At 69.5% G+C, this 13,595-nt stretch carries 17 protein-coding genes and 1 tRNA gene; 11 read left to right on the top strand and 7 right to left on the bottom strand.

Annotated elements, in window-relative coordinates; all coding sequences use genetic code 11:
* From IF19_RS0119660 to IF19_RS0119640, 5 genes are all read left to right on the top strand, one after another.
* On the top strand, positions 1–631 hold a 631-nt coding region (locus IF19_RS0119660), incomplete at its 5' end, for a peptidoglycan-binding protein (protein ID WP_030276517.1).
* Positions 632–645: 14 nt separating this feature from the next.
* Positions 646–873 carry a hypothetical protein gene (locus tag IF19_RS0119655; protein ID WP_030115140.1) on the top strand — a complete coding sequence of 76 codons (228 nt, stop codon included), beginning with the start codon at positions 646–648 and terminating at the stop codon, positions 871–873.
* The gene (locus tag IF19_RS1000000135455; protein WP_050504517.1) at positions 873–1,310 is read left to right on the top strand and encodes a hypothetical protein; all 438 of its coding nucleotides are present in this window, start codon (positions 873–875) and stop codon (positions 1,308–1,310) included. Before IF19_RS0119655 ends, IF19_RS1000000135455 begins: the two co-directional genes overlap by 1 nt.
* Positions 1,297–1,683 carry a hypothetical protein gene (locus IF19_RS0119645; RefSeq protein WP_030115138.1) on the top strand — a complete coding sequence of 129 codons (387 nt, stop codon included), beginning with the start codon at positions 1,297–1,299 and terminating at the stop codon, positions 1,681–1,683. The genes IF19_RS1000000135455 and IF19_RS0119645 overlap by 14 nt, the downstream gene beginning before the upstream one ends.
* A 460-nt stretch (positions 1,684–2,143) precedes the next feature.
* The gene (locus tag IF19_RS0119640; RefSeq protein WP_030276514.1) at positions 2,144–2,797 is read left to right on the top strand and encodes an HNH endonuclease family protein; all 654 of its coding nucleotides are present in this window, start codon (positions 2,144–2,146) and stop codon (positions 2,795–2,797) included.
* A 50-nt stretch (positions 2,798–2,847) separates the two neighbouring features.
* Here IF19_RS0119640 and IF19_RS0119635 read toward each other — a convergent pair whose 3' ends face one another.
* On the bottom strand, positions 2,848–3,045 hold the full coding sequence (locus tag IF19_RS0119635; RefSeq protein WP_030115136.1) for a hypothetical protein: 198 nt from the start codon (positions 3,043–3,045) through the stop codon (positions 2,848–2,850).
* A 123-nt stretch (positions 3,046–3,168) separates the two neighbouring features.
* Between IF19_RS0119635 and IF19_RS0119630 the strand changes: the two genes are divergently transcribed.
* The 5 genes from IF19_RS0119630 to IF19_RS0119605 all read left to right on the top strand — a co-directional run bounded on the left by IF19_RS0119630 (position 3,169) and on the right by IF19_RS0119605 (position 5,673).
* Positions 3,169–3,411, top strand: a complete 243-nt coding sequence (locus IF19_RS0119630) for a hypothetical protein (protein ID WP_030115135.1) — start codon at positions 3,169–3,171, stop codon at positions 3,409–3,411.
* Positions 3,383–3,910, top strand: a complete 528-nt coding sequence (locus IF19_RS0119625) for a DUF6879 family protein (protein ID WP_030115134.1) — start codon at positions 3,383–3,385, stop codon at positions 3,908–3,910. The genes IF19_RS0119630 and IF19_RS0119625 overlap by 29 nt, the downstream gene beginning before the upstream one ends.
* Entirely contained in the window at positions 3,910–4,755 is an 846-nt protein-coding gene (locus IF19_RS0119620) for a helix-turn-helix domain-containing protein (RefSeq protein ID WP_030115133.1), read from the top strand. Before IF19_RS0119625 ends, IF19_RS0119620 begins: the two co-directional genes overlap by 1 nt.
* An 88-nt stretch (positions 4,756–4,843) precedes the next feature.
* A complete protein-coding gene (locus IF19_RS1000000137725) occupies positions 4,844–4,990 on the top strand; it encodes a hypothetical protein (protein ID WP_169749621.1) in 147 nt (48 codons plus the stop codon).
* A gap of 386 nt (positions 4,991–5,376) precedes the next feature.
* Positions 5,377–5,673, top strand: a complete 297-nt coding sequence (locus IF19_RS0119605) for a hypothetical protein (protein WP_030115132.1) — start codon at positions 5,377–5,379, stop codon at positions 5,671–5,673.
* Here the strand turns inward: IF19_RS0119605 and IF19_RS0119600 are convergent.
* Together IF19_RS0119600 and IF19_RS1000000135450 are read right to left on the bottom strand one after the other, a co-directional pair.
* A complete protein-coding gene (locus IF19_RS0119600; RefSeq protein ID WP_030115131.1) occupies positions 5,670–5,903 on the bottom strand; it encodes a helix-turn-helix domain-containing protein in 234 nt (77 codons plus the stop codon). The genes IF19_RS0119605 and IF19_RS0119600 overlap by 4 nt on opposite strands.
* 390 nt (positions 5,904–6,293) lie before the next feature.
* Positions 6,294–7,265 (bottom strand): LuxR C-terminal-related transcriptional regulator, encoded by a 972-nt coding sequence (locus IF19_RS1000000135450; protein WP_050493843.1) that lies wholly within the window; start codon positions 7,263–7,265, stop codon positions 6,294–6,296.
* Positions 7,266–7,404: 139 nt separating this feature from the next.
* On the opposite strand from IF19_RS1000000135450, the gene IF19_RS1000000137435 reads away from it, so the two are divergent.
* A complete protein-coding gene (locus IF19_RS1000000137435) occupies positions 7,405–7,611 on the top strand; it encodes a hypothetical protein (protein WP_136975142.1) in 207 nt (68 codons plus the stop codon).
* 244 nt (positions 7,612–7,855) lie between these two features.
* Here the strand turns inward: IF19_RS1000000137435 and IF19_RS0119590 are convergent.
* The 4 genes from IF19_RS0119590 to gyrB all read right to left on the bottom strand — a co-directional run bounded on the left by IF19_RS0119590 (position 7,856) and on the right by gyrB (position 13,476).
* Positions 7,856–7,929: transfer RNA gene (locus tag IF19_RS0119590), tRNA-Ile, on the bottom strand.
* 78 nt (positions 7,930–8,007) lie between these two features.
* Positions 8,008–8,619: a DUF3566 domain-containing protein gene (locus IF19_RS0119585; protein WP_030115129.1), complete on the bottom strand. Its 612-nt coding sequence runs from the start codon at positions 8,617–8,619 to the stop codon at positions 8,008–8,010.
* A gap of 94 nt (positions 8,620–8,713) precedes the next feature.
* Complete coding sequence (gene gyrA, locus IF19_RS0119580) at positions 8,714–11,356, bottom strand: DNA gyrase subunit A (RefSeq protein WP_030115128.1); 2,643 nt, start codon at positions 11,354–11,356, stop codon at positions 8,714–8,716.
* A gap of 47 nt (positions 11,357–11,403) precedes the next feature.
* On the bottom strand, positions 11,404–13,476 hold the full coding sequence (gene gyrB, locus IF19_RS0119575) for a DNA topoisomerase (ATP-hydrolyzing) subunit B (protein WP_030115127.1): 2,073 nt from the start codon (positions 13,474–13,476) through the stop codon (positions 11,404–11,406).
* Between the last annotated feature and the right edge of the window lie 119 nt (positions 13,477–13,595).

Genomic DNA, 13,595 nt, shown 5'->3' with positions numbered 1-13,595 from the left:
GAACGGCCGGGCCAACCACGCCGGACTCGGCGACGACGACGTCCTGCGCGCCGTCATCGCGGAGAAGGCGCTGCCTCCGGACAACGAGGCCAACACCGATGGCAACCGCCATTTCTACGGTTTCGAATGCGTCAACCTCGGGGACGGCAAGGACCCGTGGCCGGCCGCCCAGTTGCTCGCGATCGAGCGGGCGTCGGCGGCGGTCTGCCGGGCACACGGCTGGTCGGAGCGGTCGGTGATCGGCCACCTGGAGTGGCAGCCGGGCAAGGTCGACCCGCGCGGGTTCAGCATGAACGGGATGCGTGGCCGGATCGCGAAGCGGCTGAGTGAGAAGCCGGAGCGTCCGCCGGCCGAGCCGTCGAAGCCCCCGGCCACGAAGCCGAAGCACGAGCCATTCCCGGGGGCCGCGTTCTTCAAGGCCGGCCGCAACAGCGCGATCGTCACGGCGATGGGTAAGCGGCTCGTCGCGGAGGGCTGCGGCCGGTACGCCGTCGGCCCGGGGCCCCGGTGGTCCGAGGCGGACCGCAAGTCGTACGCCGCCTGGCAGCGGAAGTGCGGATACAGCGGGGCCGCCGCCGACGGCATCCCCGGCAAGACCAGCTGGGACCGCCTCAAGGTCCCGAACGTCTGAGAGGAATGATCACCATGGCACGTTCCACGGACCCGATCGAGAAGAAGGTCAAGGCCAGTTCCGCCGTCGCCTACCTGGCGAGCCTCGCAGGCCTTGCGGTCCTCGGCGCGGTGACGGACAACCCGTCACTCATCGGCTCGATGCCGGACGCCCTGGAGCCGTTCGTCCTCGCCCTGGTCCCGGCCGCCGCGGCCGCGATCGCCGGGTGGGCGGCCCCGCACACCCCGCGTACGGGCACCTGATGCGCGCCGCGCTGGCCTGGTGCTGGGCGCGGCTGGGCTGGCGCGGCCTCACCCTCCTCATCACCGGCGTCTCCTGGGTGACGTACGGGGCGAGCCTCACGGTTCAGCCGAGATACGGCACTGTCCGGGGCATCAGCGTTTTGCTCGGCCTGGTACCGATGCCGGTCTGGGGGTGGGGGTGGATCGTGTGCGGTGTCATCGCCCTCGTCTACGCGGTGGCCCGCCCCGGCCGGGATCTCCCGGGCGTCGCGGCGTCAGTGGCTCCGCCGCTGCTGTGGTCGCTGGCGTACGCGCTCGGCGGCGCGGCCGGGGCGTCCGGTACCGCGTGGGGGGCGGTGATGCCCTGGGGGTCGCACGCCATCCTCATCGCGATCGTCGCCTACCTCACCCGACCTCGGCTGATCGTCCCGAAGGTGGTGAGACATGGAGACGAGTAGCTGGCTCGGGCTGCTCGCTGTGCTGATCACGACGATCGGCACGGTGCTCGGCACCTGGCTGGGCCGGACGAAGACCACGGTGCAGGAGATCCCGGCGGAGGGGATGGACCCGGCGCCCGCGCAGCCCGAGGGCACGTGGACGGTGTCGCCCGAGATGTACCGCTGGTTCCAGGACCAGATGGCGTCGATGCACGCCCGCATCAGGACCCTGGAGGACGCGGAGGCCGAGGCCCGGACCCGGGCGGACAGGACGGACCGGCTGCTCGGCCTGGCACTCGACCACATCAGTCAGCAGGACTCGCGCCTGACCGCCGCCGGCATGCCGCTCGTCCCCATGGACCCCGAGCTCGTCGCCGCCCGCGACGCCCGATGAAACGCCCCCGCCCCGGCTTCGGCCGGCGGCGGGGGCGTCTTCGTACATTCCGGGGCCGTGGCGCAGGATCCACCGGCTAGCATCACGTGAGACAAACTTGCCGATTCTCGTGCTGGTGGCAGAAAAAGTCGCAGGTCACGAACTACGGTCCCCGCGCACGCGGGGGTGGTCCCGGTAAGATCACCATCCGGAATGCGGCGAACGTACGGTCCCCGCGCACGCGGGGGTGGTCCCCTACCCGCAACTTCCGGGCGGTGGGCGGCTGTACGGTCCCCGCGCACGCGGGGGTGGTCCCGTGGAGTGCCTGGTCTGGGACATGGACGTCAAACGGTCCCCGCGCACGCGGGGGTGGCACCTTCAGACTTTCCGCAGGGGCGGAACAGTACGACTTCCCACTCTGCCGAGTGAAGCGCGCCAGAATAAACAGCGCCATGGGCCCGTAGGCCGATAGCAAGACTCCGTGATCACCAAGACCATGCGGGGCCTCGCCGCCGCCACTCTCGCCATCCTGCCCCTACTCTCCGCCACCCCCGCACAGGCAGTCCAAGCCCTTCCTCTGGCCGATGCCATCCAGGAGCTCCCGCTTGCCGTTGAGTCCCGCGAGGGCTACCAGCGCACGTCGTTCAAGCACTGGGTGGATGAGGACCGGGACGGCTGCTCCACCCGGGCGGAGGTGCTGATCGCGGAGTCCCGCGTGCCGGCCACGGTGGAGCCACGCTGCAAGGTGCTGGCGGGTCAGTGGTACAGCTACTACGACGGAGTCACTCTTGAAGCTCCGGGCGGCCTTGACATCGACCACGTAGTCCCGCTGGCCGAGGCTTGGGACTCCGGGGCCTCTGGCTGGACGGCGGCCCGCCGCGAGGCATACGCGAATGACCTGGGCAGCGAGCGGTCGTTGGTCGCGGTGACCGCGAAGACGAACCGGAGCAAGGCAGACCAGGACCCGGCCCAGTGGCTGCCGCCGCTGGCCGACGCCCGCTGCACCTACGCCACGGACTGGGTGTCGACGAAGCTCCGTTGGGGCCTCGCCGTCGACCAGGCGGAGGCGGAGGCTCTGATCGAGCTGGCCGAGGGCTGCGGGCAGGAGACCGTGCAGTACGAGCCGGCCACCTGACCTCGCCGCACCCCCTGGGCTCCCACCGTCAAGGCGGTGGGAGCCTTTCGTCATACCGCCGGGTGCCGGACCAGCCGCTTGACCGCCTTCTCCAGCTCATACCGAGACCGTCCGGTCGCAGCTGCGTGCTCGGTGTACGCCTGCTGCACGGCGGCCGCCGTTTCTACGGTCAGGGCGCCCGCCTGCTGCTCCGCCCAGGCATTCCGTTCCAGCTCAATCAAGGACTCGGGGATGTCGGTATCAGCCACGGCCGAAATCGTACGGCCCGCCCACTCCTTCTCGCGTTCCGCCCCGCCGACACCCTTCGCGGCTGCACGATGGACTGGCACAGCCGTAGAAACTCGCGCAATTCCAGCTCAGTGGAGGCGGCCATGACCCTACATTTCATCGCAAAGGACCCGGAGACGAACGGCGATCACTGCCCCAGCGTCTGGTACGACGACGAGGCGCAGGAGTTCGTTGTCCAGGGGTGGAAGGCGGACGCGGAGCTCCAGGCGAAGTGCCTGGAGTCCGGGCCGATTCCGGAGACCGAGGCCGTCGTACGGCTGCCGGCCCGCATGAGTGAGGCCCTGAAGGAGGCGCTCGGTGTCGCAGCAGCTGCCCCCGTTCGCTGAGCTCCTGGCGCAGTGCACCACCTCGGCCGTGCACCTGGAGACGCGGGACGTCTATGCGGTCGACGAGGAGGACCAGGACCTGAAGGCCTGGCGAGCGGGCGAACTGGCGGGCACCGCCGACCGGCCAGCGTGGTGGGGCGCGTTCCACGACTCGGTCGCCGCCGCCGTCGCGCGCGGGGTGACCGTCCAGCGGGCTCGCGTCGTCAGCCTGCCCGCCACTGAGTACATCCGCTTCGAGCACGCGTGCACGCCACGGAACCTCGCCGCGGGCGAGGATGTCCGCTGGCTCCCGCGCGACCAGGCGCTCGGGCTGCTCCTCCTGGCGCACGACTACTGGCTCTTCGACGGCCACCTGGTCCGATGGCACCACTTCGCCGGGGACGGTACGCACCTCCGTGACGAGCTGGACGAACGCCCGGTGTCGGCGGACCGTGCCGGGCAGGCCTTCGCGGCGGTCTGGGACCGGGCCGTACCGCACGCGGAGTTCGTCCTCGACTGATGGCAGCCTCCTCGTCAGCCCGCGTCCAGGAGGCGCGCGACCGGATCGCGTTCCGGCTGCGCAGCCTCCGCGCCGACGCGGGCCTGACGGGGCAGCAGCTGGCGGAGCTCACCGGCTGGCAGGGCTCGAAGGTCTCGCGGTTGCAGAGCGGCCGGTCCCAGCCCAGCGACGACGATATTCGGGCCTGGTGCCAGGCGTGCGGTGCGGAGGACGAGGCCGCGGACCTCATTGCGTCGGCTCGCCAGGCTCAGCAGATGTACACGGAGTGGAGGCGAGTCCAGGGGCGCGGCCTCAAGGGCGTGCAGCAGGCCCGGACGCCGCTGTACGAGCGCACCAAGACGATGCGGGTGTACAGCTCCAGCGTCATCCCGGGGATGCTCCAGACGCGCGCGTACGCCGCCGCGCTGCTCTCCGAGATCTCCCGCTTCAACCGGACCCCGGACGACTCGTCGGCGGCCGCCGACGCCCGGGTGGAGCGGTCCCGGATCATCCGGCGCGCGGGCCGCCGCTTCCCGATCCTGATCGAGGAGTCCGTCCTCCGGCGCCAGGTCGGCAGCGCAGAGACGATGGCCGAGCAGCTGGGGTATCTGCTCCAGGTGGCCACCCTGCCGACGGTGACTCTCGGCATAGTGCCGTCGCGCGCCATGCCCATGTGGCCTCTGGAGACGTTCACGATCTTCGACGAGGAGCAGGTCGGGGTGGAGTTGCTGACGGCGGCGATCACCATCACGACGCCGTCGGAGGTCGCGCAGTACCTGGCGGCGCACGAGGAGCTCAGCGCCGGTGCAGCGCACGGGCCAGCAGCTTTGCGGCTGATTGCTCGGGCGGTCTCGGAGCTCGTGTAGAAACCGATAGAAACTCTCCACCGGGCTCACCCCGCCACCCCTACGGTCGGCGTATTCCTCACCGACTGCGACGGGGGGCCTACCCGTGATGACGATCAAGGTATACAAGGTGAACGGCGACGGGGTCACCCGCGTCGTGCGCGAGGAGGCGGAGGTCGTGCCCCTCGAACAGCCGGAACCCTCCCACCAGTTCCCTGCCTGCACGTGCCCGCAATGCCAGGAGACGGAGCAGTGAGGCCGGTTGCAGAGCGCGCCCAGCCGGACCAGGCGTACCGCACGCTCCTCGGGCACACCACGACGTGCGCGGCCTGCCGGGCTGCCGGGGGCCCCTGCCCGACCGCCGCCCGACTGACGCGGGCCTGGAGAAAGGTCCGCCGGTGAGCTCCCCGCAGGAGCCGCAGCCCGAGCCGGACCCCGAACTGGACGACCTGATCTGGCTTCAGGAGACCCGCGAGAAGCGGCTCGCCGACGCGAGGCGCGAGAACTGAGACTCCCGGCCCGGCCGCCCATTCCCTGGAAGGACAGCGGCCGGGCCGGGTCACCATCCATCCAGCAGGACGGAGGCACCACCATGCGTACCACCGACACCCGCCCCAGCACACCCCCCGGGCGGCGCCCATGATGACCACCACGGTGTCGCCGACCGCAGTGACCACCTGCGAGGCATGCTGGAAGGAGCCGGTGGAGGGCCTGCGGGTCACCTCGGCCGGCACGGATCTGCTGTGCCGCCCGTGCGCCGTCGGCAACTACCCGCGGCGCGTCGAGCTGTTCCCGCCGCTCGGCATCTTCGGGTTGACGGAGCGCCAGATCGAGTCAGGTAAGCACGGGTCCGGTTCGCCGAAGACCCCGCCGGACCAGGGGCCGCCGCTGCCTCACCCCCCGCCGGCTCCTTCGCCGCCTGGCACGCCGCCGGTCTAGGCGACGAGGTCGGCGAGCGGGACGCCAAGGGCTGCCGCCAGGCGGAGCAGCATGCTGAGACTGGGGTCGGACATCGCGTACTCGATGCGGTGGACGGTCTTGTGATCCATCCCTGCGCGCTCGCCGAGCTGTATCTGCGTCAGTCCGCGGTCCTCTCGGAGCTCGCGGAGATGCCGCCCGATCTGCTGCCGGCGGGCGAGCGCCCGGTCCGGGGGCGGTTCGGTCGTCACCGGTCCACCGTCAGACGATCATGATCCGATGTCTTTACCTGACCAGGTAAATTTGCGGATCATGGACATGCGTGCGGTCAGGTCGTGATGGGCGTCCGCCTCGACCGCACCTCCTCGGCCACATTTGGCCGAGGAGCGCCGCCCCACCCCTCGCGCGGGGGTGGGGCGGTTTACTGTGTGCAGCACGACGCCCCCCTGCCGAATTCACCGGCAGGGGGGCGCGTTCCGACCCGGAGCCTCCCGAGCATCCGGGCCGGGTCTGTCTGGGGTTGGGCGTCAGACGGGGCCGAGAGCGCCGACCGTCCCCCCACCAGGCACTCTACGCACGGCGCACCCGCGATCTACAGGGGGTACGCCCAGTGCACACAGAGTCGTGACACCGTGTGCGAATCACGGAAGGTCCCGCTCCGGGGACCGCCCCCACCAGGCCATGACCTGGTACAGCGTGCGAACGCCGAGCCGGTCCCGAAGGGCCGCGAGCTCCTTTGTCACTGTGCGCTCCGCGAGCCCGAGCCGGGGGCCGGCCTGCTGCTGCGAGTACCCGGCCTCCAGCTCGTGCAGGATGTCTCGCTGGCGAGCAGTCGTCGCCGCGCCCTCGGTGGCCCGGTGCAGGGCTTGCCACGGGGTCGCGCGGTCCCACATCAGCTCGAAGACCATCCGAGCCCACATCACCGCAGCGCGGTCGGAGACGTGCCACCCCGAGTGCGCGGAGGCGGCCTCGACGACTAGGTTGTCGATGAACAGGTGTTGGCGGTCGAGGAGGACGAGCCGGGGGAAGGCACCGCCGATCACTCGGACGTCGACCCCGGCCTGGACCAGGTCGTCGATGTGCTCCCGCGTCTGGGGGTGTTCGTGGGCGCGGGCGTTGTAGAGGGAGCGGACGCGGGCTCCTCGGCGGCACGCGGCGGCGGTGCGCTCGGCACCCGCGCGGAGGATCTCGGGGTCGCGGTCGGCCGGCTCTCCGGGTTGGGAGCTGTAGACCTCGACCGTGGCCGCATCGGTGAGCGGCAGGATCCGCGCGTTCATGAGTCCGGGCGTGCCGAGGTATTCGGAGCCGGGGCCGCCATACCAGCGGTGGGGGTCGTAGTCGGCGGCGAGCGCTTCGACGGTGGGGATCTGCCCGATTCGCTCGACGGTTGCGGCGAGGTCCGCGAGGGCGGCTGTCATGAGGTTCTGGGCGACGGCGCGGGGGTCGTGGGCGATGTGCTGGCCGGGGGCGTACGGATCGGGGGCGACGAGGCCGAGGTCGAGGAGGTTGGCGAGCCCGGCTTCGTCGGGCGGTACACCGGCGGAGACCGCTCGGTAGGTTTCTGCGGCGGTCTCCGCGAGTAGAGGCGGGCGCGTTTGCCCAAGTTCGTTCATTTTTCCCCCGGTTGGCGTGACACAGAAATCTGTACGTGCGGATTTCAGCACGGCGAGCCCCTTGGTGTCACCGTGTCGGCATGGGAGCCTACGTAGAGCAACGAGAAAGCGAACACGCTTTCGATTAAGGGGTACCCGTATGGCCAGATCCAGGATCGGACTGCTTGCCGCGTCGCTGCTCGTGGCCGCCTCCGCCGCCGTCGGAGTAGCTGCCACCGCAGCCGCCGACGAGGCACACCCTCCCGCACCGGCGAGCGAGACGGGCCACGGACCGGCCCCCGCACCCGCCGCCACCACACTCCCCTCACCGACCGCCTCACCCGCAGGCGACGTCGGCTGGGGCTGACGCCCCCACAGGACGTCCAGCCAGGATCGGGAGGCCCCGGCCGGACAGCAGCAGGCCCCCGCCGCGGAAACCGGCGGGGGCCTGCTGTGTTCTGGCCACAGAGTAGCTGTGAACCGGCCAGACGGATACAGGCCGGGTCCAGCAGGAAGTTACGGACCAGTAGCGGACTCTCAAGATCAACAAATGTAGAAGGCCGGTAGATCCCCAGGATCTACCGGCCTTCTGACCAGGCGTTACGCCTCGGTGGGGCTAACAGGATTTGAACCTGTGGCCTCATCCTTATCAGGGATGCGCTCTAACCAACTGAGCTATAGCCCCGCCGCGCTGTACTGCTCCGCGCTGACCTCTGAAGATTAGCGCACGTCGGGGCCAGTCCCAAAATCGATACCCGGCGCCCTACTCGTCCTCGGCCAGGGTGAGCTCGACGCCGCCGACGAAGCCCGCCGACAGGTTGTAGATGAAGGCGCCCAGCGTCGCCAGCGCGGTGGCCAGCACCACGTCGATCACGGCGATGACCGAGGTGAAGATGAGCACGCGCGGCAGCGACAGGAACGACTGCAGATCGAAGCCGTTGCTCTCGTTCGAACCGGTGGCCTCGCTGATCGTGCCGCCGACGGTCTCGAAGACGCCCATCGCGTCCATGACCATCCACAGCACCGCCGCCGCCACCACCGTGCAGATGCCCAGCGCGATGGACAGCAGGAAGCTGACCTTCATCACCGACCACGGGTCGGCCTTGGCCACCCGCAGGCGCGCCTTGCGGGTACGCGGCGTCGTGCGCGCCCCCGTGCGCGGCTTGCGCGTCGCCTGAGCGCCGCCCATGCCCTGCGCACCGCCCAACGTGCCCCCGGGGCGCTGCTGGCCGCCCTGGGTACCGCCACCGGGCGCCTCGTACGCCTGGGGCGGGTGGTACGGCCCCGACGGCCCCGGTGCGGGCTCACGCTCGCCGGGCAGCGGCCCGGTCGCGTAACCCTCGTACTGGGGCTGAGGCCCTCGTGTGTCCGTCACAGTGCCCCCTTGGGAGTCCGTGGCAGGGCCACGGGCACCGTTCGCTCCTGCTCCGGAAGCGGCCGAACCGGCGCCCGTGGCTCCACTCACGCTCTTACTCCTCGTGCTCCCCGGTCGAGGGCTCCGTGCCCTCGACTGTGCCCTCGTTCACGCCCTCGGCGTGAACCCCGGCCGTCCCGCCCTCGGCGTCATCGGTCCCGTCGACCTCTTCCGCCTCACGACCGGCCTCGGCGTTGCGCGCGATGCCGACGACGGCGTCGCGCTTGCCGAGATTGATCAGTTGGACGCCCATGGTGTCACGGCCCGTCTCCCTGACTTCATTGACTCGCGTACGAATCACACCACCGCCGAGCGTGATGGCGAGAATCTCGTCCGTCTCCTCGACCACCAGCGCGCCGACCAGCGACCCGCGGTCCTCCACGATCTTGGCGGCCTTGATGCCGAGGCCGCCGCGGCCCTGGACGCGGTACTCGTCGACGGCGGTCCGCTTCGCGTATCCGCCGTCGGTGGCGGTGAAGACGAACGTACCGGGCCGGACGACATTCATCGAGAGGAGTTCGTCGCCCTCGCGGAAACTCATCCCCTTCACACCCGAGGTGGCGCGGCCCATCGGGCGCAGCGCGTCGTCCGTCGCGGTGAACCGGATGGACTGGGCCTTCTTGCTGATGAGCAGCAGGTCGTCCTCGGCCGACACCAGCTCCGCGCCGATCAGCTCGTCGTCGCCGCCGTCCGGCGTCTCGCGCAGGTTGATCGCGATGACACCGCCCGAGCGCGGCGAGTCGTAGTCCTTGAGCGCGGTCTTCTTCACCAGACCGCCCTTCGTCGCCAGGATCAGGTACGGCACGGCCTCGTAGTCGCGGATCGCGAGGATCTGGGCGATCTTCTCGTCCGGCTGGAAGGCCAGGAGGTTGGCGACGTGCTGGCCGCGCGCGTCCCGGCCGGCGTCGGGGAGCTCGTACGCCTTGGCCCGGTAGACCCGGCCCTTGTTGGTGAAGAACAGCAGCCAGTGGTGGGTCGTCGAGACGAAGAAGTGGTCGACGATGTCGTCCTCGCGCAGCTTCGTCCCGCGCACGCCCTTGCCGCCGCGCTTCTGCGAGCGGTAGTCGTCGGTCTTCGTCCGCTTCACGTAGCCGCTGCGGGAGATCGTGACGACGATGTCCTCCTCGGCGATCAGGTCCTCGATGGACATGTCGCCCTCGAAGGGCACCAGCTTGGAGCGCCGGTCGTCGCCGAACTTCTCGACGATCGCCGCCAGCTCCTCGCTGACGATCTCGCGCTGCTTGGAGGGCGAGGCCAGGATCTCGTTGTACTCGTTGATCTTCGCCTGGAGCTCGTCGTGCTCGGCGGTGATCTTCTGGTGCTCCAGCGCGGCCAGCCGGCGCAGCTGCATCTCCAGAATGGCGTTGGCCTGGAGCTCGTCGATCTCCAGCAGGCCCATCAGGCCCTCACGCGCGATCTCCACCGTGTTCGAGCGGCGGATGAGGGCGATGACCTCGTCGATGGCGTTCAGGGCCTTGAGGAGGCCGCGCAGGATGTGCGCCCGCTCCTCGGCCTTGCGCAGCCGGAACTTCGTCCGCCGGACGATGACCTCGATCTGGTGCGTCACCCAGTGGCGGATGAACGCGTCGATCGACAGCGTGCGCGGCACCCCGTCGACCAGGGCCAGCATGTTGGCGCCGAAGTTCGTCTGGAGGTCGGTGTGCTTGTACAGGTTGTTCAGGACGACCTTGGCGACCGCGTCCCGCTTGAGGACGACGACCAGGCGCTGGCCCGTGCGCGAGGAGGTCTCGTCGCGGACGTCCGCGATGCCCCCGACCTTGCCGTCCTTGACCAGGTCGGCGATCTTCTGCGCGAGGTTGTCGGGGTTGGTCTGGTAGGGCAGCTCCGTGACGACCAGGCACTGCCGGCCCTGGATCTCCTCGACGGCGACGACCGCGCGCATCGTGATGGAGCCGCGCCCGGTGCGGTACGCCTCCTCGATGCCCTTGCGGCCCACGACCAGCGCGCCGGTGGGGAAGTCGGGGCCCTTGATGCGCTCGATCAGCGCGTCCTGCAGCTCCTCGTGCGACGCCTCCGGGTGCTCCAGGTACCACTGGGCGCCCTCGGCGACCTCGCGCAGGTTGTGCGGCGGGATGTTGGTCGCCATGCCGACCGCGATCCCCGCGGAGCCGTTGACCAGCAGGTTCGGGAAGCGCGCCGGCAGGACCGTCGGCTCCTGGTTGCGGCCGTCGTAGTTGTCCTGGAAGTCGACGGTCTCCTCGTCGATGTCCCGGACCATCTCCATGGACAGCGGCATCATCTTGCACTCGGTGTACCGCATGGCGGCGGCCGGGTCGTTGCCCGGGGAACCGAAGTTGCCGTTGGAGTCCACCAGCGGCATGCGCATCGACCAGTGCTGCGCGAGGCGCACCAGGGCGTCGTAGATGGAGGAGTCGCCGTGCGGGTGGTACGTGCCCATGACGTCGCCGACGACGCGGGCGCACTTGTAGAAGCCCTTCTCGGGCCGGTATCCGCCGTCGTACATCGCGTACAGCACCCGGCGGTGGACGGGCTTCAGACCGTCCCGTACGTCGGGGAGCGCACGCGAGACGATGACGGACATCGCGTAGTCGAGGTAGGAGCGCTGCATCTCCGTCTCGAGCTGGACGGGCTCGACACGCATCCCCACGCCGGGGACGGTGATCTCCTCGTCGGGCACGGCGGATTCAGGTGTCACGGGGGTGTTCTCGTCGGCCATTGCTGGTCAAAGTCCTTTCGAGCTGCGGCGTGGCTGGTGCGGCCGACTCAGATGTCGAGGAAGCGGACGTCCTTGGCGTTGCGCTGGATGAACGAGCGCCGCGCCTCGACGTCCTCGCCCATGAGCACCGAGAACAGGTCGTCGGCCTGCGCCGCGTCGTCCAGCGTGACCTGGCCGAGCACCCGGTGGTCGACGTCCATGGTGGTGACGCGCAGCTCCTCGGCGTTCATCTCGCCGAGGCCCTTGAAGCGCTGGATCGAGTCTTCCTTGATCCGCTTGCCGTTCTGCTTGCCGAGGGCCACCAGGGCGTCCCGCTCGCGGTCCGAGTACGCGTACTCGAAGTCGTCCCGGCCCCACTTGATCTTGTAGAGCGGCGGGCGGGAGAGGTAGACGTGACCGGCCTCGACCAGCGGCTTCATGAAGCGGAAGAGGAAGGTCAGCAGCAGGGTGTTGATGTGCTGGCCGTCGACGTCGGCGTCCGCCATCAGGATGATCTTGTGATAGCGGAGCTTCTCGATGTCGAAGTCCTCGTGGACCCCGGTGCCGAACGCCGAGATCAGCGCCTGGACCTCGGTGTTCTGGAGGATCTTGTCGACCCGGGCCTTCTCGACGTTCAGGATCTTGCCGCGGATCGGGAGGATCGCCTGGTACATCGGGTTGCGGCCGGACTTGGCCGAACCGCCGGCGGAGTCACCCTCGACGATGAAGATCTCGCACTTGGTGGGGTCGTTCGACTGGCAGTCGCTGAGCTTGCCCGGCAGCGAAGCGCTCTCCAGGAGGCCCTTGCGCCGCGTCAGGTCGCGCGCCTTGCGGGCCGCCACGCGGGCGGTCGAGGCGGCGATGCCCTTGCGGATGATGTCGGCGGCCTCGTTGGGGTTCCGGTCGAACCAGTCCGTCAGCTGCTCGTGGACGACCTTCTGCACGAAGGTCTTGGCCTCCGTGTTGCCCAGCTTGGTCTTCGTCTGGCCCTCGAACTGCGGCTCGCCCAGCTTCACCGAGATGATCGCGGTGAGGCCCTCGCGGACGTCCTCGCCGGTGAGGTTGTCGTCCTTGTCGCGGAGCAGCTTCTTGTCGCGCGCGTACCGGTTGACCAGCGAGGTCAGCGCCGCGCGGAAGCCCTCCTCGTGCGTACCGCCCTCATGCGTGTGGATCGCGTTGGCGAAGGAGTACACGCCCTCGGTGTACTGCGTGTTCCACTGCATGGCGATCTCGACCGACAGGAGCCGGTCCTTGTCCTCGGACTCGATGTCGATCACCGACTGGTGAATGACGTCGCCCTTGCGGGAGTTGAGGTACTTCACGAAATCGACGATGCCGTTTTCGTAGTGGTACGTGACCGAGCGGGCCGTCTCCTCCTCGGCGGGCTCGGCCGCGTCCACGCTGTCCGCGCCGGCCGTGGCCTTCGCCGACTCGCGCTCGTCGGTGAGCTTGAGGGTGAGGCCCTTGTTGAGGAACGCCATCTCCTGGAAGCGGCGCGAGAGGGTCTCGAAGCTGTACTCGGTGGTCTCGAAGATGTCACCGTCGGCCCAGAAGGTGACCGTGGTGCCGGTCTCCTCGGTGGCCTCGTGCTTCGCCAGCGGGGCGGTCGGGACGCCGAGCTTGTAGTCCTGCGTCCAGCGGTAGCCGTCGCGCTTGACCTCGACGGCGACCCGGGTGGACAGGGCGTTGACGACGGAGACGCCGACGCCGTGCAGACCGCCGGAGACGGCATAGCCGCCACCGCCGAACTTGCCGCCCGCGTGCAGCACGGTCAGCACGACCTCGACGGCCGGCTTCCCTTCGGACGGCACGATGTCGACCGGGATACCGCGGCCGTTGTCGATTACGCGCACCCCGCCGTCGGGGAGGATCGTGACGTCGATGGTGTCCGCGTGGCCCGCCATCGCCTCGTCGACGGAGTTGTCGACGACCTCCTGCACCAGGTGGTGCAGGCCGCGCTCACCGGTCGAGCCGATGTACATGCCAGGCCGCTTGCGGACCGCGTCCAGCCCTTCCAGCACGGTGATCGCGCTGGCGTCGTACGAGGTGGCGGGGGCCTCGCCCGACTCACCGGCGGTGGACGGAATGTTCTCGTTGGGGTTGCCGGAATCGGCCACGAAGCGCCCTTTCTGGCACAGCACAGGCCGTTCCCCGGACAACCGGGAGCGGCTGCGTCGTTCGGCTTGTATCGACGACTCCCGCCTCAGCGGCGGGATTACTCACCAGTCTACCGGTAGCGCTGACATGAGTGGGGGTTTGC

Origin of the sequence: Streptomyces californicus (genome assembly GCF_000717645.1) — a bacterium.
Taxonomy (GTDB): Bacteria; Actinomycetota; Actinomycetes; order Streptomycetales; family Streptomycetaceae; genus Streptomyces; species Streptomyces californicus.
This window is presented reverse-complemented; position numbering and strand designations above follow the sequence as displayed.

Bases quoted from the DNA above. Each gene is read 5' to 3' on its own strand.
- IF19_RS0119655 (WP_030115140.1), top strand. From the start codon at position 646: ATGGCACGTTCCACGGACCCGATCGAGAAGAAGGTCAAGGCCAGTTCC.
- IF19_RS1000000135455 (WP_050504517.1), top strand. From the start codon at position 873: ATGCGCGCCGCGCTGGCCTGGTGCTGGGCGCGGCTGGGCTGGCGCGGC.
- IF19_RS0119645 (WP_030115138.1), top strand. From the start codon at position 1,297: ATGGAGACGAGTAGCTGGCTCGGGCTGCTCGCTGTGCTGATCACGACG.
- IF19_RS0119630 (WP_030115135.1), top strand. From the start codon at position 3,169: ATGACCCTACATTTCATCGCAAAGGACCCGGAGACGAACGGCGATCAC.
- IF19_RS0119620 (WP_030115133.1), top strand. From the start codon at position 3,910: ATGGCAGCCTCCTCGTCAGCCCGCGTCCAGGAGGCGCGCGACCGGATC.
- IF19_RS1000000137725 (WP_169749621.1), top strand. From the start codon at position 4,844: ATGACGATCAAGGTATACAAGGTGAACGGCGACGGGGTCACCCGCGTC.
- IF19_RS0119605 (WP_030115132.1), top strand. From the start codon at position 5,377: ATGACCACCACGGTGTCGCCGACCGCAGTGACCACCTGCGAGGCATGC.
- IF19_RS1000000135450 (WP_050493843.1), bottom strand. From the start codon at position 7,265: ATGAACGAACTTGGGCAAACGCGCCCGCCTCTACTCGCGGAGACCGCC.
- IF19_RS1000000137435 (WP_136975142.1), top strand. From the start codon at position 7,405: ATGGCCAGATCCAGGATCGGACTGCTTGCCGCGTCGCTGCTCGTGGCC.
- gyrA (WP_030115128.1), bottom strand. From the start codon at position 11,356: ATGGCCGACGAGAACACCCCCGTGACACCTGAATCCGCCGTGCCCGAC.